Raw genomic sequence first — 15,802 nt, 5'->3', positions numbered from 1 at the left:
TGTCCTACGGACGAAACACTCCATCTATCAGTCTTCGACCCGGTCTGATCTATCAACGACAATGGCTATCCTTGCTTACTCTGTTTAGCGTTGCCGCCGCGCCATAAAGGCCAACCGCTCGAACAAATGCACATCTTGTTCGTTCTTTAATAGCGCACCATGCAGCTTTGGCAAAGCATCCGCCCCATCACGTTTGAGGTCTTCTGCCGTCAGATCCTCGGCCAGAATCAGCTTGAGCCAGTCCAGAACCTCTGATGTTGAAGGCTTTTTCTTCAAACCCGCCTGCTCGCGAATCTCGTAAAACTGAGTGAGCGCGGTGGTGAGCAGAGCGTCCTTGATGCCCGGGTGATGTACCTCGACGATCTTCTTCATCGTCTCCACATCCGGGAAGCGAATGTAGTGAAAGAAACAGCGACGCAAGAACGCATCCGGCAGTTCTTTTTCATTGTTCGATGTGATGATCACAATAGGGCGATGCCGTGCACGGATAGTTTTCCCCGTCTCGTAAACATGGAACTCCATCTTGTCGATTTCTTGCAACAGATCGTTCGGAAACTCGATGTCGGCCTTGTCAATCTCATCGATCAACAGGACCAGCTTCTGATCAGCCTCAAAGGCCTGCCAAAGCTTGCCTTTCTTGATGTAATTGGCCACGTCATGAACGCGCTCATCCCCAAGTTGGCTATCGCGCAGACGGCTAACCGCATCATATTCATAAAGCCCCTGCTGCGCCTTGGTGGTTGATTTGATGTTCCATTCGATCATCTCCAGACCCAGCGCCTGCGCCACCTGACGGGCCAGCTCGGTCTTACCAGTGCCGGGTTCCCCTTTGACCAGCAAGGGGCGCTCTAACGTGACGGCAGCATTTACAGCCACTTTTAGGTCATCCGTAGCGATATAAGCGTCGGTACCTTGGAACTTCATATTTCTTAACCTTTTCCAGTCAAACAGACCCGCAATTCAGGCGCACCTTAGAGCGTTGCGTAAAACACATCAATGCGATGTGATTGGCTAGTGACAATCCCCCGTTGTGGGTGTAAGTGCTGCGTCGAGGAGAGCACGGTATCCGCGCATGATCCATGGCGGTTACTGGCCTTTATTAAGGGGACCATAATGAAAGCCGAAGCTTTTGTGACTGACGATTACCGCCCGGCCGAAGACGAACCATTTATGAACGACCGGCAACTTGAATATTTTAGCCGCAAACTGATTGCGTGGAGAGAAGAACTGCTGGAAGGCAGCCGCGACACCATCGAAGGGCTACAGGACGGCACACGTGCCATTCCCGATGTCGCTGACCGTGCCAGTGAAGAAACTGACCGGGCACTGGAACTGCGCACCCGTGACCGTCAGCGTAAGCTTGTGGCCAAGATCGATGCCGCCCTGCGCCGCATTGACGAAGGTGAATACGGCTATTGCGAAGTGACTGGCGAGCCGATCAGCCTGAAACGACTGGATGCGCGTCCAATCGCAACCATGAGCCTTGAGGCACAAGAACGCCACGAGCGCCGCGAAAAGGTTCACCGCGACGACTGATCGCACCAAAAAGAACAATGAATTAGGCGCCGGGGCTTTTGTTCCGGCGTTTTTCGTATCAACTAGGCCCCATGACACTAAACGGTATGAAAATCGCCATCATCGGCGCAGGTATCGGCGGGCTGGCCGCGGCGCGTGCCTTGGCGTTGCGCGGCGCTAAGGTCACCGTTTTGGAACAGACGGAAGCAATCAAAGAGGTTGGCGCCGGCATTCAAATCAGTCCGAATGGCTTTGCTGTACTCAATGCGCTTGGTCTGGGGGACAATCTGAGTGCGCAATCCGTACAGGCTCAAGCTGTGAACCTGATCGACTATCGCGGCAAGCAGGTCACCCGCTTGGATCTGAGCCGACTACAAAACCAGTCCTATTTCTTCCTTCATCGTTCAGACTTGATCGCAATTCTTGCTGATGGCGCTCGACAAGCGGGGGCCAAGCTCCGGCTTCTACAACACGTCGAGAGGATCAGCACGGGTGAAAAACCAGTCGTCCATCTGGCTAATGGTGCTGAATTCAAAGCTGATCTTGTCATTGGTGCTGACGGCCTGCATTCCGTGGTCCGCACCGCAATTAACGGAACCTCTTGGCCCTTCTTCACCAACCAAGTGGCCTGGCGAACGATTGTTCCCAATACCTTTGACCGTGGCCCCGAGGTGCAACTTCACATGGGACCACACCGCCACCTGGTCAGCTACCCGATCCGTAGTGGTGAGTACCTCAATATCGTAGCCGTGCAAGAACGCGCCGCATGGGCCGAGGAAAGCTGGAGCCAAAAGGACGACCCTACCACCTTGCAAGCGGCCTTTTCCGATTTTTGCCCCGAGGCCCAGCAGATGTTATCGCAAGTCAAAGACGTAAACCTCTGGGGTCTCTTTCGTCACGCTGTCGCCCCGCTCTGGTACGCCGACAACGTCACGCTCCTTGGTGATGCCGCTCATCCAACGCTACCATTTATGGCCCAAGGGGCCTCCATGGCGTTGGAAGACGCCTGGGTTCTAGCGGATTGCCTTGAACGCGTGGGCACCCTCAAAGATCGTTTGTCAAACTACCAGTCATTGAGGGAACACCGCACCCGCAAGATCGTCGACACAGCGAGCGGCAATGCTTGGAAGTACCACCTCTCCTTCCCTCCGCTGCGTTGGGCCGCTCATAGTGCCATGCGGCTCGGTGGGCGATTTGCCCCCGACAAGCTGCTGCATCAATTCGATTGGATCTATAACCACGATGTAACTCAGGACACCCCGGCAAGCCCCCGCTGACTTGACGTAAGTCAGTGGCAATCTGCACCATCCTCTGGCATTGTAGCCCTGAGCAGAACAAACTGGCGGTCAGCCAGAAAAACCGTAAATCAGAAAGGCCACAAATCACGTGACCGCACTTACCCTTGCCCGTCCGGACAATATCGAACGCTTACTTAAACTCGTCGCAGACTTTCACGCCGAAGAAGACATTGAGCAAACCAACGATACCCGTCGCGACGCTCTTATGCCTTTGCTCGAGGGCTCCCCTCATGGCGCTGTCTATTTGCTTGGGCCTGCACGTGCGCCCATTGGCTATATCATCATCAGTTTTGGCTGGTCAGTGGAATTTGCCGGCCTTGATGGCATGATTGACGAAATCTACATCCGCCCCAGTGTCCGGGGCCGTGGCATAGGATCTGAAGTACTCAATGCACTGCCCAAGGCGCTGGCAGGCGCAGGCCTTAAGGCGCTGCATCTGGAGGTCAATCGCGATAATCCCCGTGCCCGCAAGCTCTACGAAAAGCTCAAGTTCGCCCCAAGAGAAAATTACATGCTGATGTCGCGCAAGCTTTAGCTTTCCAAATGCGGACCTATATTGGCAGCATGAGCATGAGAATCCCATTCGACAACAGTTACGCCCGCCTGCCTGACCGGTTCTTCACCCGTCGCAATCCGACGCCAGTGATAGACCCGCAGTTGATCGCCTTCAATGCCGATTTGGCGACCGAACTGGGAATCAGCCCCGGTGAAAAGAGAGATCTAGCAGAAACCTTCGCTGGCAATGCCATTACCGAAGGGTCAGAACCTCTGGCTCAAGCCTACTCTGGCCACCAGTTTGGCGGCTTTTCTCCGCTTTTGGGGGATGGTCGCGCCAACCTTCTGGGAGAGGTGATAGACAAAAAAGGCAAACGCCGTGACATCCAACTCAAAGGCTCCGGTCCCACGCCCTATTCCCGCAATGGTGACGGTCGCGCTTGGCTCGGGCCGGTTTTGCGCGAGTATGTCGTGTCTGAGGCGATGCATGCCCTTGGCATTCCTACCAGCCGCGCCTTGGCCGCCGTCACTACGGGCGAGCAGATCTACCGCGAACAAGGTGCCCTGCCCGGCGCGATCCTGACCCGTGTGGCTTCCAGCCATATCCGTGTTGGCACCTTCCAGTTCTTCGCCGCACGCCGCGATGTCGAAGGCCTCCAAACCCTTTATGACTATACCGTCGCCCGCCATTACCCCGAGATCGATACGCCAACCGACCTCCTGAACGCTGTAATCGACCGGCAGGCACAGTTGATTGCCAAATGGATGGGTGTGGGTTTCATCCATGGCGTGATGAACACCGACAACACCACCATTTCCGGCGAAACCATCGATTACGGCCCCTGCGCTTTCATGGATTTGTTCCATCCCGATATGGTCTTCAGTTCCATCGATGCTCAGGGGCGTTATGCGTATTCAAACCAGCCCAACATCATCGTCTGGAACATGGCGCAATTCGCCACCTGCCTGGTGCAACTCATGCCCGACCGTGATCAGGCGGTGAAAGATTTCACCGAAGCCGTTCACGCCATGCCGGACGTCATTCACCGCCACTGGTTGCAGGTCTTTGGCCGCAAGCTGGGTATAGCAAAAGCCACCCCCGAAGATGAAACCTTGATCATCGACCTGCTGCAGGCGATGGCCAACAACCGCGCCGATTTCACCAACACCTTCCGTGCCCTTGGCACAGAAAAGGCACGAGATCAGTTCCTCAATCCCAAAGATTACGACACTTGGGAAATCAACTGGAAACAACGCCTGTCGGGTGAGAGAGACTCGACAGAGCTTATGCAAGCCAACAACCCCTGGGTAATCCCCCGCAATCATCGCATTGAGGAAATGATCCAAGCCGCTGTCACTGGCGATTTCATCCCCTTTGAAACGCTACAATCCGCGCTCGCAATACCTTTCATTGAACAGCCTTCCCAAAATACACTGACACACCCACCTACAGCCGATCAGGTTGTGCGCCAAACCTTTTGCGGCACTTGAAATACCCGCCTGTTTCATCTGACCATCACGACCTTCGCCAAAGGCGATCCCGAGGCGGGGACGGAAGGTCTACAACAAGACATCAAGCGCGCCGCAGGTGCACATTTAAACAGTTATAAAACGACACACTATGTCGGCACGCAACAAGACGCATTCGCCTTCGCTTCGCACACTCACCGCGAGTTAACGCGAAAGGACCCCGTATGACATTGCATTTTGACGCCGCCGAATACTCGGCACGCCACGCCCGCGCGACGCAAGCTGTTCAAGATGCTGAACTGGATGCCCTGATCATGTTCGCCCCTGAAAGTCATTTCTGGCTCTGCGGTTATGACACTTTCGGATTTGCCATGTTCCAGGCGCTGGTGCTGACAGCCAACGGCGATCTGCACCTGCTCACCCGCCTACCCGACCTGCGGCAGGCGCGGCTGACCTCCACGCTCAGCGAGGATCAGATCCACATCTGGACTGAGGTTGAACGTGCAACCCCGGCACAGGATCTAGTGAAGCTCCTGCAAAAACTAAATGTCGCAAACAGTCGGCTAGGCTTTGAAAGCCAAACCGCCGGCCTCACCGACTTCAACGGCCAGATGCTGCGCGCTGCCCTGCCCAACCTCCAAGACCATTCCGACCTGATCCGCGCCCTGCGCCGGGTTAAATCCCCGGCCGAGATCGAGATGCACCGCAAGGCCGCCGCCCTTTCTGACGACGCCATGGATGCTGGCCTTGCTGCAACCCACGCTGGTGCATTCGAGGGCGATGTCCTTGCCGCCATGCAAGGCGCTGTATTCAAAGGTGGTGGTGATTACGCCGGGAACGAATTCATCCTTGGCTCCGGCCCCGGTGCCCTACTCTGCCGCTACTACTCAGGCCGACGCCATCTGGATGCGCAAGATCAGATGACATGGGAATGGTCTGGCGCCTACGCCCGCTACCACGCCGCGATGATGCGCACGGTGGTCATCGGTCAAGCCAATGACGCCCAGAACCGCATGCATGCCGCGGCACAAGAAGCGATTGAGGCCTGCGAGGCCGCAACCCGCCCCGGCGATCCGATGGGCAATGTCTATGACGCGCACGCGCGCGTGTTTGACGCCCACGGCCTCAGCCATGCCAAGCTGCAGGCCTGCGGCTATGGGATGGGCGCCGTCTACAATCCGGTTTGGGTCGACTTTCCAATGTTTTACGAAGGCAACCCGCTCTTGATGCAGGCTGGTCAGGTGTTCTTCTACCACATGATCTTGATGGACAGCGAGGCCGGTCTGGCCATGTGTCTGGGCCATTCCGTGCTGGTGACCGAAACAGGTGTCGAGCGTCTGTCACGCCAGCCCTTGGATATGCTCATACAGTAATCTGAGAGCGAGGTTTCACCGAACCAAACTTACACGTAGTCCGATACATCTAGTGTTTCACCACTCATTGCGCCTCGACCGCTACGATATAGGCATTGGCTGGCGTGACAAGATCCCGGCGGCCAACGTAACAGACCCACCATCCTTCAGGTTTTTTTGACCAATAAGGGCCAGATTGAACTGGCCCATCTGATTGTTGATCAGAGCCAATTCATAGGCGACATCATCCATCTCGGCAAAGGAGTCAAACCCAGCAAGCCCCGCGGTGGTGATCACCGCATCCACAGATGCCGGCCGCATCATACATTGCCGCGACTACGGCCTTCGCAATAGTGCCTTTAGTGCTTACGACTATGATTTTATAATTTTTCTCCAGTTCAGAGTAATAATGCCTACGCCGTCAACACCGTGCCGGTCGCATATTTTTTGGCGCAAGCAAGAATGGTCTTGATCATATTGAGCTCTGCCTCGTAACGCGTCGAAATATCCATAACCAGCCCGACCGGCCGATGGCCCTTCAAAACCAAGGTGTGATGTTCCCTCAGCCTGCCTCTATCCCTTCAAGCGCGGCCTCCTGTGGCAGTTGCACATGCATGCTGCTGTTGTCGGGGTGCGGATGGATGTGGGCGAACTCGCACCCTGCCAAAAGCGGCGTGGTTACAGTCGACATAATCATGGATCAGCATCGCACGTGCCCTAGGGACAAAGACCAAACTGTGATGTTCATCCACGTCCGGCAGCCCAATGGCCCTGTCGCGCAGTTGGTCAACGATATTTTCCAGCTTATGCTGAGTGACGTGGGCATGGAACAAGCCATGGGTGGTTTGCGATGCAGATCCTGCGCAGAGCGGGAGGGTCATAGATCTTTGCATCACTCTTCCCCTATGCTCCTGTGCGTCATGTCCAACAGATTGGTTGCACACATTCTTTCTACAAATTTAGAATAGCTGTTGAGATATCTATTACGTACTCATTATCATGCCATCTCATTTCTATCCCACAATTCCGATTGCGAAGGCTATTAGATGAACATTTCCAATCAAATTCAGATCATTTACATCCCTTGGTGGATCCGCGTAGCGATCGCCGTGATAATGCTCTCATCAATCTCGATTTGTGGTTATCTTTTCTATTGGGCTCTAGTTGATGGTGAAAAAGCCAATTGGCTCGCCGCTGGAACCTACCTCCTTGGTATCGTTTTCCCAATTTTAATTATTGTTATAGTGATCGCTGGTGCGTCCTTTGGTGAGCTTTCGATTTTAAGGCGAACAGAAAAAATGCTCGTTCGAACAATTCCTTACCATCTTCAGTTCATACCTGAAGAAACGCGTAATTTCGTTGAATTCCGAAACTACACGCGCTCTGCAAAAACGAAGTCGACCGAGCTTGCGAACATTTCTTTGTTTCATTCAACGGGGCGTTGTTATGCTGATTATGTAATCCGCGTTCCAAGCCCGGCTGGCACACTCAAACTGAATCTTCGCGTTGAAATGAACATCAAACGTGTGAACATAAATGTCGCTTTCTTGCGAACTGACCTTGACGATCTCATGCAACTCGAAGGGATTTCCGGAAATCTCGAGGATTTCTTGCGAAACAAATTTCAGCACTCGCTTGCGATTGAGGCACTTCAATCTGAAGGCGCCAAACACGCCAGCACTAGTGATGGTACCGTTATCTCTTATGCCTTCAACAAGAGCTTCCTATCGCGAGAAGTCGACGGACAGGATTATGTCGTTGTTGTTGCGACTACGGGCGTTCCATATGACACTGTCTGGAACCCTTCCGAACGTGTCTTCTTTGCTCAGGATTTGATGTTTATGATCCGCGCGTTCATGCAAGAGAGCCCGGATGTATTTTTGGATAGATCCATAGAAGTGAACCAATCGCCAGCTGAATGTGAACCAACGAACAAGTCAACGGATTAAAGAGTTTTGCGCCTTGTCACTTGTTAAAGCTTGCACCATATCAACTTCATGATCCGCTTTACGCCCATCCTGCTGGCCATTCTTTATGCTTTTGCTATGTACCGGTTTTCGGTCTGGCGCACTAAGCGCGAGTTGGATGCTCAATCGACCGAACTGGCAGATCCAAATCTCAAGGACATGACGGACCGTCTGGCCAAGGCGCTGAATCTTCCGCGCATTCGGGTTAACATTTATGAGATTGACCCAGTAAACGGCCTCGCTGCCCCGGACGGGCGCATCTTCATCACCCGCGGGTTTTACCGCAAGTTCCTGAATGGCGAGGTCACCGCCGAAGAACTGGCCAGCGTCATCGCGCATGAACTGGGCCATGTCGCCCTAGGCCATGCCCGCCGCCGGATGATTGACTTTTCCGGCCAAAACGCTCTGCGCACCGCGCTGGCCATGGTCTTTGCCCGCATACTTCCCGGCATCGGCGTCTGGATCGCGAATGGCATCACTACGCTCCTAGCAGCACGCCTATCACGTGGCGACGAATACGAGGCCGATGAATATGCCGCCGCCCTGCTGACCAAAGCGGGCATTGGCACCGCGCCACAGATTTCACTTTTTGAAAAGCTCGATGAGATGACCAAATCTCGCGCAGGTGTTGCGCCCGCATGGTTAATGAGCCACCCGAAAACCGCCGAGCGTATAAAGACCATCCGCAAATTGGAAGTCAAATGGAGCAAAAACCGTTAACCGCAGAGCGCCCCGTTTGGCCATAAATATCGCCACCGGAGGCAAAATCCGAGCCGGAGGCCATAGGCCGACAACGAGACATCGAGCGCGCCGCAGGCGCTCAATTTTATGGATTGCCACTCAGCGCCTTGCCCAGCCGCGGCAGGCGCGCCTTTTTCATCAGGTTACGTATCACCCACGCTTCCCCTGACAATCGGTTTGCTGTGTTCAATACGGTTTCAGCAACCCCTTGAACCAATTCAGGTTGCGCCGACCACACCCCATGCAAAAACCCGTCTGGTTCAAATCGTGATAGACCTTCTTCGCTCAAAATGTTTTGCGGAAAATCCTTTTTATTCAAGGTGATGATGCCATCTGTCGAGCCAGAGATCGCCACTGCCAACACATGCACATCCGCCGGATCCGGCAACCACAACCGCGCCTCCAACCCTGGTGACGCGGAAATCTCGGCCTTAGGCCAACGCGCTTTCAGCAATGCTGCCTCGGCACTGGCCTGCGCAACACCGTCTGGCCCCAGCTTGATTGCCGCACGCTGCCATTCTTCAATGATCCGCGCAGACCAGAACGGCTCAAACACACCTTCTGCTGCGACCCCCAGCAGCATCTCCCGCATCACGGTCGGATAGATCACGCAGGTATCCAGCAACAGCTTCATAGCCGATAAAACAAAGCCTTGAGGTAACCTGACTCGGCCAGTTGCGGATGCAACGGGTGATCCGGCCCAGCATATCCGGTGTGGATCAACTGACCCGAGCGTCCAGCCCGACCAATGCCCCGAGTCGATGCCGCCCGAAACTTACTCAAATCCGCCGCATGAGAACAGGAACACAGCCCCAGATAACCACCCTCAGCCACCAAGGGCGCGGCCAACCGCGCCACCCGTTCATAAGCGCGCAAGCCAGCCTCCAGCGCCTTTTTTGACGGCGCAAAGGCGGGCGGATCGCAGATCACCACATCAAAGGTCTGCCCCTCTTCTGCTAACTTGGCCAGCACGTCAAAGGCATCTCCCTTGCGGGTCTCGAATTGATCCGTCTTGCCCATTCGACGCGCGCCTTCGGCTGCCAGTGACAAAGCCGCCTCTGACCCATCCACGGCCAGAGCGCTCTTTGCGCCACCTGCAAGCGCAGCCAGGGAGAAACCGCCAACATGCGAGAACACATCCAGAACCCGCGCGCCTTTTGAAAAGCGCGCTGCAAAGGCATGATTGGGGCGCTGATCAAAAAACAACCCGGTTTTTTGCCCGCCGGACAGATCCGCCATGTAAGTCGCACCGTTCATCGGCACCGGCACCGGTACATCAGGCAGGGCCCCTGTAAGAACCTCGCTGACATCATCCAACCCTTCCAGCCCACGAGCGCGCCCTGAAGCGTTCTTGTAAACGGTCTTGATCCCCGGCAACGCGGTTAAGGCCACGGTCAACTCCGACAACATGTTTTCGATCCAAGCCGCATTCGCCTGTACCACCACCACATCATTGAAGCGGTCTATCACCACACCGGGCAAGCCATCTGCCTCGGCATGGATCAGGCGATAGTATGGCAGGTCATATAGCGCTTCACGCAAAGCCAACGCACGCGCCAATTTCCGCTCCAACCAGCTCTGGTCAATCTCTGCCTTCAGATCCAGATCCAAAATCCGCGCAAACAGGCGCGAGCCGGGATTGACCGCCACTTGCGCAATCGGGCGACGCTCAGCATCCTCCAGAATGGCCAAAGATCCGGGCGCAATCTTCTTCGCGCGCCGGTCGGTCACAATTTCATTGTCATAAACCCACGGCACGCCGTGCAGAAACGTCTGCGGGCGGACTTTTGGTTTCAGACGGATCACAGGTTGGGATACAGACATCATACCCTCCCCATATCCCCTTTAAGCGGCACGCGAAAGATCAGATTAAACTCAGTTTCAATCCCGTTCGCGCGAGCGCCAACCACCGCGACGACGCGGCTTTTCCGCCTTTTTCATTCCGTCATTGAGAACAACCGTCATCGGATGATCCGGGTTATGGCCTTGATACTGCTCCAACATGGCATTGATCGAGGTCGCCATATCCGCCCCATCAGGCAGAGACAGCGCCCAATCCAGAAAGATCGACCGGCATTCGCCTGCATCAATGCCTTCAATACGGTAGGCCTCGACCATCAATCCCTTGCGGTCCAGCGGGTCGTCCGTCTTCATGCGCCACTCTCCTTGCCCGACTCCGGCAACAACCGGTCTATCACCCTTGCGGCCTTCGCCGAAATATTTCTCATCGCATCCGCTAGATCTACCATGGTTTCAAACCCGGTATCACGCAACACAAAGGCCGCCCCACCCACGCCGATTGTCTCTGCATCCAACGGTCTATCCCCAAGCAAACGTGCCGCCTGATGCACCTGCCAGAAAAGCCGATGTGCATGCCCCAACGCAACGCTATCCGCGTCACTCAACCAGCCACAAGCGACACCGTTTTGCAGCCCCGCGATATTGTCACGCCCAACGCCATCAGAAATCAATGTCGCGGCTTGTGCAATGAGTTCGAGATCCTGCAACCGCCCGGGCCCCAACTTGGCATCCCACAACCCCGATGGTTCCTTTGCTTCGGAAATGCGCAAACGCATCTCCGCCAGTTCTTTCATAACCAGTGCCGGATCTCGATGTTTTTCTCCCAGAAAAGCCATGCGAAAGTCCTCGAACGCCCGCTTCATCTCCGGGTCGCCAGCCACGGCACGGGCGCGTGTCAGCGCCAGATGCTCCCAGACCCAGGCCTCTTCGCGTTGATAAGTCTGATAGGCCCCCCAAGCCGTTGCCACAGGTCCTTGATTGCCTGAGGGGCGCAAGCGCATATCCACCTCGTAGAGCCGCCCTTCAGCCATGGGCACGCTCAGCGCGGTGATCATCGCCTGCGTCAATCTGGCATAATATTGTCGCGCGGCCAGCGGTCTCCGCCCTTCGGAAAAATCCACGCCATCGGCGTCATAGACCACAATCAGATCCAGATCCGAGCGCGCATTCAACCGCTCTGCCCCCAGTGAACCCATCCCCAGAATGGCCGCGCCGCGCCCCGGCGGCATCCCGTGTTTTTGCGCGAACTGCGCCACCACGACGGGCCAAAGCGCCTCAATCACGGCCCCGGCCAAATCGGCATATTGCTGCCCGGCGGCATCAGCGTCGCTCACCCCGCGTAAAAAGTGAACCCCAACCCGGAAATGCCATTCCTTAGTCCACCGTCGCGCGGCATCCAGCTTACGCTCGTAATCCCCCTGTTGCGCCATCACCTGCGTGAGTTCCTGCTCCAACACCTCGCACCCCGGCCAAGGCGCGAAGAACGCGCCCGCAATCACTGCCTCGAACACGCTGGCATTGCGCGATAAGTGTGCTGCCAGCGACGGCGCAGTGCCCGCGATGTCTACCAACAGATCCACAAGATGCGGATTGGCTTCGAACATTGAAAACACCTGCACACCTGCAGGCAGGCCCGCCAGAAATCCATCAAATGCCAGCAAGGCCTCGTGCGGGTGGCTACTCCGGGCAAGGTTTGCTAGAATATCCGGTCGCAGCCTGCGGAAAATCTGTACGGCACGTGTCGAGCGCAGTGCCGGATAGCTAGGCCAGCGTCCAATGATCTCGCTATCAAGCGCTTCGTGATAATTGTCAGGAACGCTGTCCGTTTCTTCCGGGGCAAAAAAGCCCTCGATCAGATCATGCACTTCGGTCAGATTGTCCCGCAACTCTTGTTCCAACTCGGCTCGGTCTCGCCCCATGAAGGCCGCCAGCCGATCAAACTCTTGGTCCGATGTCGGCAGGCTGTGCGTCTGCGCATCGCGCAGCATCTGCAACCGGTGTTCCACTTCACGATGCGTGCGATAGTGGCGTGTCAGGATGTCGGCAGCGCCTTGCGGAATCCAATCCTTATCCGCCAAGACCTGCAAGCCTTCAACCGTACCCCTGACCCGCAAATCCGGATCCCGCCCACCAGAAATCAACTGCCGGGTTTGGGTGAAAAACTCGATCTCGCGAATGCCTCCGCGTCCCAGTTTCATATTGTGGCCCATCAACTCAAGCCGACCGCCGAGGCCTTTGTGTTCGCGAATACGCAGACGCATGTTGTGGGCGTCCTCGATCGCAGCAAAGTCCAGATGCTTACGCCAGACAAAGGGTTTCAATCGCGCCAGAAACGCCTCCCCCGCGTCGATATCCCCGGCGCAGGGCCGTGCCTTGATATAGGCAGCACGTTCCCACGTCCGGCCAAGGCTCTCATAGTAAGCCTCAGCTCCCGCCATCGCCATGCAAACCGGTGTCACCGCTGGGTCGGGTCTCAGGCGCAAGTCGGTGCGAAAGACGTACCCCTCTGCCGTGCGATCATTCAGCAACGCAGCCATGCGACGCGTAGCCTTCACAAAAGACGCGCGCGCATCATGGTAGGCATCTTCGGAAAACCGGCTTTCATCAAACAAACAGATCAAGTCGATGTCAGAGCTATAATTCAGCTCCCCCGCCCCCATCTTACCCATGGCCAACACGACCATGCCACCCGCCTGCGGCAGATCATCCTCGGCAATTTCCGGCATTTTGCCCCGTTTGAACTCCTTGCCGATTTCCGTACAGATCGCCAGATGTGCCGCCAGACCCGCAAAATCGGTGAGCGTCTGCGTCACCATTTCCAGCGACCAAACCCCGGCGAGATCCGCCAATCCGGTTAACAGCGCAATGCGGCGCTTGGCCACCCGTAGCTCGGTCCCCAATTGATCCGGGGCCACTTCACGCAGATGGGCGTAAATCTGTGTCACTGCCGCTTCCGGCGTATCCAGAGCCTCCGGCAGCCACGCCGCCTCCTGCGTAGCGAGGGTCTTAAGATATGGGCTGCACCCCCCGGCCCCGCGCAGCAAGTCACGCCCTTCGGGCACCAGATCAGGGAAAAGATCCTGCAGTTCCTGTCCCTGCTCGGGATCGTAAGCCTCTGGGCGGCGGGTCATACGTGAAAAAAAGTCCATAATTTCCGTGATACCTGCATGATCCGGGCGGTCAATGTAAAAATAGTTTACATTGACCCTTGCAAAGCCTGCCTGCGCCCCCATCTGGAATAATGTAAACACTATTTACATTCATAACCAACCCAAGAAAGGATCACCAATGACCACCGCCAGCCACAGTTCCATCGCCCCCAACCCGGTCGGATGGCTCGCCAAGGCCGAACATTGGCTGGACAACAAAGGCAAACCTGCATGGATCATCGCCACGGTTTTGGCCTTTATCTTGTTCTGGCCTTTAGGCCTTGCACTTCTCGCTTACATGATATGGGGAAAGAAAATGTTCTGTTCATCAACACGCTCGCACGGCTGCTCATTCAGTAATCGCCGGTCCATCAATCAAAGTAGCGGCAACTCTGCCTTTGACGCCTACCGCGAAGACACACTGCGTCGCCTGGAAGACGAGCAGAAGAATTTTGAAAACTTCCTGCAGCGCCTGCGCGATGCGCGCGACAAGGCCGAGTTTGACCAATTTATGGATGAGCGAGAGAAAATCGCTAAAAATCTGTCAGATGAAGCCTGAACCTTACATATCACTGAAACTGGCCCGCTTCTTGCGGGCCACGTCCCTCGATCTTATCTAAAGAGACATGATGCACCCCTACACCGCCCTTCCAGATCCGGACTACCAAGCTGAATTCTATCAGGATGTCCCAACTAAGCGCCTGATTGCCTGGATTGCCGATACCATTGTCATCGTCCTAATCAGCCTGCTGATCGTGCCCTTTACGGCTTTTACCGGCCTGTTCTTTTTCCCGTTCCTGATGTTGGTTGTGGGCTTTGCCTACCGGGTCATCACATTGGCCAATCAGTCGGCCACATGGGGCATGCGCCTAACTGCAATAGAGCTGCGCACCTCTGATGGACAGCCTTTCAACCTGCAAATGGCTTTCTTGCATACGCTTGGCTATTCAATCTCAATCGCGATAATCCCCATACAAGTAGTGTCGATTGTCCTGATGCTGACCACTTCGCGTGCACAGGGACTAACCGACCATTTCCTTGGCACGGTCGCTCTCAACCGTCATGCAAGGTCGTAATAACCACCCTAAAACTGCACCCTTGGCGCATTTGAACTTCGTTGCTATCGTAACAACAGTTTGTTTCGAAAGATAAGATGCGCCACACGCTTCCAATTGCGCCCCAGTTTTACGTGACGGCCCCGCAACCCTGCCCCTATCTTGAGGGACGGATGGAACGGAAGTTGTTCACTGCCCTGCAGGGCGAAGGGGCGCAAAAGTTGAACGACACGTTATCCAAGCAGGGATTCAGGCGCTCTCAAAACGTGCTGTATCGCCCGTCCTGTGCCGACTGCGCCGCTTGCTTGTCCGCGCGCATCAATGTCAGCAAGTTCACCGCGACCCGTGGTCAGAAAAAAACGATCAATCGCAACACGCACCTTAAACGCAAGGCAACCTCTCCTTGGGCGACCGAAGATCAGTATGAGCTTTTTCGCCGCTACCTAGAGGATCGCCACGCCGCTGGTGGCATGGCCGACATGGACGCTTTTGAATTTGCAGCCATGGTTGAAGAAACCCCGATTCGCACACGCGTTGTCGAATACACTGACCGCGAAAACGACGATCTAATCGCCGTTTGCCTGACCGATGTCATCGAAGACGGTGTGAGCATGGTTTATTCCTTTTATCAACCCGATCAGCCGCGCCAATCACTTGGTACCTATGTGATCCTTGATCACATCGCCATCGCGCAAGAGGCCGGCCTGCCTTACGTCTATCTGGGCTATTGGGTGCCCGGCAGCCCTAAAATGGGTTACAAAGCCGGGTTCTCGGGGCTTGAGATTTTTGCTGACGGTGTATGGCAGGAAATGATTGACCCGGCCGATCACGACTCGCGCAGCCATCCGATCTCAAACGATTCCATCATTGAGCAGGTTGCCAATATCACTTTGCCCGACGGCACACCTCTGCGTCCGGGGCCAAACGCAGTGTCCAAGACGGGGCCCAAGGGTTAACTCA

The 15,802-nt window shown here is 55.5% G+C and carries 17 protein-coding genes; 10 read left to right on the top strand and 7 right to left on the bottom strand.

Annotated features, from left to right (window positions below; all coding sequences use genetic code 11):
* Positions 1-84 precede the first annotated feature (84 nt).
* The gene (locus ROA7450_RS02240; RefSeq protein WP_085804027.1) at positions 85-924 is read right to left on the bottom strand and encodes an AAA family ATPase; all 840 of its coding nucleotides are present in this window, start codon (positions 922-924) and stop codon (positions 85-87) included.
* Between the two features lie 189 nt (positions 925-1,113).
* On the opposite strand from ROA7450_RS02240, the gene dksA reads away from it, so the two are divergent.
* The 5 genes from dksA (at position 1,114) to ROA7450_RS02215 (ending at position 6,151) form a co-directional block, all read left to right on the top strand.
* Positions 1,114-1,536, top strand: a complete 423-nt coding sequence (gene dksA, locus ROA7450_RS02235; RefSeq protein ID WP_143534321.1) for an RNA polymerase-binding protein DksA — start codon at positions 1,114-1,116, stop codon at positions 1,534-1,536.
* Between the two features lie 71 nt (positions 1,537-1,607).
* Positions 1,608-2,792 carry an FAD-dependent monooxygenase gene (locus tag ROA7450_RS02230; protein WP_085804025.1) on the top strand — a complete coding sequence of 395 codons (1,185 nt, stop codon included), beginning with the start codon at positions 1,608-1,610 and terminating at the stop codon, positions 2,790-2,792.
* A 109-nt stretch (positions 2,793-2,901) separates the two neighbouring features.
* Positions 2,902-3,348 (top strand): GNAT family N-acetyltransferase, encoded by a 447-nt coding sequence (locus ROA7450_RS02225; RefSeq protein WP_085804024.1) that lies wholly within the window; start codon positions 2,902-2,904, stop codon positions 3,346-3,348.
* A 29-nt stretch (positions 3,349-3,377) separates the two neighbouring features.
* Complete coding sequence (locus ROA7450_RS02220) at positions 3,378-4,799, top strand: protein adenylyltransferase SelO (protein ID WP_085804134.1); 1,422 nt, start codon at positions 3,378-3,380, stop codon at positions 4,797-4,799.
* 203 nt (positions 4,800-5,002) lie between these two features.
* Positions 5,003-6,151 carry a M24 family metallopeptidase gene (locus ROA7450_RS02215; protein WP_085804023.1) on the top strand — a complete coding sequence of 383 codons (1,149 nt, stop codon included), beginning with the start codon at positions 5,003-5,005 and terminating at the stop codon, positions 6,149-6,151.
* Between the two features lie 81 nt (positions 6,152-6,232).
* Here ROA7450_RS02215 and ROA7450_RS02210 read toward each other — a convergent pair whose 3' ends face one another.
* Positions 6,233-6,454 (bottom strand): Rossmann-fold NAD(P)-binding domain-containing protein, encoded by a 222-nt coding sequence (locus tag ROA7450_RS02210; RefSeq protein WP_085804022.1) that lies wholly within the window; start codon positions 6,452-6,454, stop codon positions 6,233-6,235.
* Positions 6,455-6,692: 238 nt separating this feature from the next.
* Positions 6,693-6,821 carry a hypothetical protein gene (locus ROA7450_RS21400; protein ID WP_268808435.1) on the bottom strand — a complete coding sequence of 43 codons (129 nt, stop codon included), beginning with the start codon at positions 6,819-6,821 and terminating at the stop codon, positions 6,693-6,695.
* A gap of 355 nt (positions 6,822-7,176) precedes the next feature.
* On the opposite strand from ROA7450_RS21400, the gene ROA7450_RS02200 reads away from it, so the two are divergent.
* Together ROA7450_RS02200 and ROA7450_RS02195 are read left to right on the top strand one after the other, a co-directional pair.
* Positions 7,177-8,079 carry a hypothetical protein gene (locus ROA7450_RS02200; RefSeq protein ID WP_085804020.1) on the top strand — a complete coding sequence of 301 codons (903 nt, stop codon included), beginning with the start codon at positions 7,177-7,179 and terminating at the stop codon, positions 8,077-8,079.
* 48 nt (positions 8,080-8,127) lie between these two features.
* Positions 8,128-8,817: a M48 family metallopeptidase gene (locus tag ROA7450_RS02195; protein ID WP_085804019.1), complete on the top strand. Its 690-nt coding sequence runs from the start codon at positions 8,128-8,130 to the stop codon at positions 8,815-8,817.
* Positions 8,818-8,923: 106 nt separating this feature from the next.
* Here the strand turns inward: ROA7450_RS02195 and ROA7450_RS02190 are convergent, their stop codons facing one another.
* From ROA7450_RS02190 to glnE, 4 genes are read right to left on the bottom strand one after another with little or no spacing between them, the layout of a single operon-like run.
* Positions 8,924-9,472, bottom strand: a complete 549-nt coding sequence (locus ROA7450_RS02190) for an RSP_2648 family PIN domain-containing protein (RefSeq protein WP_085804018.1) — start codon at positions 9,470-9,472, stop codon at positions 8,924-8,926.
* On the bottom strand, positions 9,469-10,662 hold the full coding sequence (locus ROA7450_RS02185; RefSeq protein WP_143534320.1) for an RSP_2647 family RNA methyltransferase: 1,194 nt from the start codon (positions 10,660-10,662) through the stop codon (positions 9,469-9,471). The genes ROA7450_RS02190 and ROA7450_RS02185 overlap by 4 nt, the downstream gene beginning before the upstream one ends.
* Before the next feature lie 57 nt (positions 10,663-10,719).
* Positions 10,720-10,992 (bottom strand): hypothetical protein, encoded by a 273-nt coding sequence (locus ROA7450_RS02180; RefSeq protein ID WP_085804016.1) that lies wholly within the window; start codon positions 10,990-10,992, stop codon positions 10,720-10,722.
* Positions 10,989-13,787, bottom strand: a complete 2,799-nt coding sequence (gene glnE / locus ROA7450_RS02175; RefSeq protein ID WP_085804133.1) for a bifunctional [glutamate--ammonia ligase]-adenylyl-L-tyrosine phosphorylase/[glutamate--ammonia-ligase] adenylyltransferase — start codon at positions 13,785-13,787, stop codon at positions 10,989-10,991. Before glnE ends, ROA7450_RS02180 begins: the two co-directional genes overlap by 4 nt.
* A gap of 139 nt (positions 13,788-13,926) precedes the next feature.
* Between glnE and ROA7450_RS02170 the strand changes: the two genes are divergently transcribed.
* The 3 genes from ROA7450_RS02170 to ROA7450_RS02160 all read left to right on the top strand — a co-directional run bounded on the left by ROA7450_RS02170 (position 13,927) and on the right by ROA7450_RS02160 (position 15,798).
* Positions 13,927-14,346: a DUF2852 domain-containing protein gene (locus ROA7450_RS02170; protein ID WP_085804015.1), complete on the top strand. Its 420-nt coding sequence runs from the start codon at positions 13,927-13,929 to the stop codon at positions 14,344-14,346.
* A gap of 67 nt (positions 14,347-14,413) precedes the next feature.
* On the top strand, positions 14,414-14,863 hold the full coding sequence (locus ROA7450_RS02165) for an RDD family protein (protein ID WP_085804014.1): 450 nt from the start codon (positions 14,414-14,416) through the stop codon (positions 14,861-14,863).
* 77 nt (positions 14,864-14,940) lie between these two features.
* Entirely contained in the window at positions 14,941-15,798 is an 858-nt protein-coding gene (locus ROA7450_RS02160; protein ID WP_085804013.1) for an arginyltransferase, read from the top strand.
* Positions 15,799-15,802: the final 4 nt, after the last annotated feature.

It is taken from the genome of Roseovarius albus (assembly GCF_900172335.1).
In the GTDB taxonomy this organism is placed as follows: Bacteria; Pseudomonadota; Alphaproteobacteria; order Rhodobacterales; family Rhodobacteraceae; genus Roseovarius; species Roseovarius albus.
This window is presented reverse-complemented; position numbering and strand designations above follow the sequence as displayed.

Excerpts from the sequence above, each read along its gene's own strand:
- ROA7450_RS02180 (WP_085804016.1), bottom strand. The coding sequence starts at position 10,992 with ATGAAGACGGACGACCCGCTGGACCGCAAGGGATTGATGGTCGAGGCC.
- ROA7450_RS02240 (WP_085804027.1), bottom strand. The coding sequence starts at position 924 with ATGAAGTTCCAAGGTACCGACGCTTATATCGCTACGGATGACCTAAAA.
- ROA7450_RS02190 (WP_085804018.1), bottom strand. The coding sequence starts at position 9,472 with ATGAAGCTGTTGCTGGATACCTGCGTGATCTATCCGACCGTGATGCGG.
- ROA7450_RS02230 (WP_085804025.1), top strand. The coding sequence starts at position 1,608 with ATGACACTAAACGGTATGAAAATCGCCATCATCGGCGCAGGTATCGGC.
- ROA7450_RS21400 (WP_268808435.1), bottom strand. The coding sequence starts at position 6,821 with ATGTCGACTGTAACCACGCCGCTTTTGGCAGGGTGCGAGTTCGCCCAC.
- ROA7450_RS02185 (WP_143534320.1), bottom strand. The coding sequence starts at position 10,662 with ATGTCTGTATCCCAACCTGTGATCCGTCTGAAACCAAAAGTCCGCCCG.
- glnE (WP_085804133.1), bottom strand. The coding sequence starts at position 13,787 with ATGGACTTTTTTTCACGTATGACCCGCCGCCCAGAGGCTTACGATCCC.
- ROA7450_RS02165 (WP_085804014.1), top strand. The coding sequence starts at position 14,414 with ATGATGCACCCCTACACCGCCCTTCCAGATCCGGACTACCAAGCTGAA.
- ROA7450_RS02170 (WP_085804015.1), top strand. The coding sequence starts at position 13,927 with ATGACCACCGCCAGCCACAGTTCCATCGCCCCCAACCCGGTCGGATGG.
- ROA7450_RS02195 (WP_085804019.1), top strand. The coding sequence starts at position 8,128 with ATGATCCGCTTTACGCCCATCCTGCTGGCCATTCTTTATGCTTTTGCT.
- dksA (WP_143534321.1), top strand. The coding sequence starts at position 1,114 with ATGAAAGCCGAAGCTTTTGTGACTGACGATTACCGCCCGGCCGAAGAC.
- ROA7450_RS02210 (WP_085804022.1), bottom strand. The coding sequence starts at position 6,454 with ATGATGCGGCCGGCATCTGTGGATGCGGTGATCACCACCGCGGGGCTT.
- ROA7450_RS02160 (WP_085804013.1), top strand. The coding sequence starts at position 14,941 with ATGCGCCACACGCTTCCAATTGCGCCCCAGTTTTACGTGACGGCCCCG.
- ROA7450_RS02200 (WP_085804020.1), top strand. The coding sequence starts at position 7,177 with ATGAACATTTCCAATCAAATTCAGATCATTTACATCCCTTGGTGGATC.
- ROA7450_RS02215 (WP_085804023.1), top strand. The coding sequence starts at position 5,003 with ATGACATTGCATTTTGACGCCGCCGAATACTCGGCACGCCACGCCCGC.
- ROA7450_RS02220 (WP_085804134.1), top strand. The coding sequence starts at position 3,378 with ATGAGCATGAGAATCCCATTCGACAACAGTTACGCCCGCCTGCCTGAC.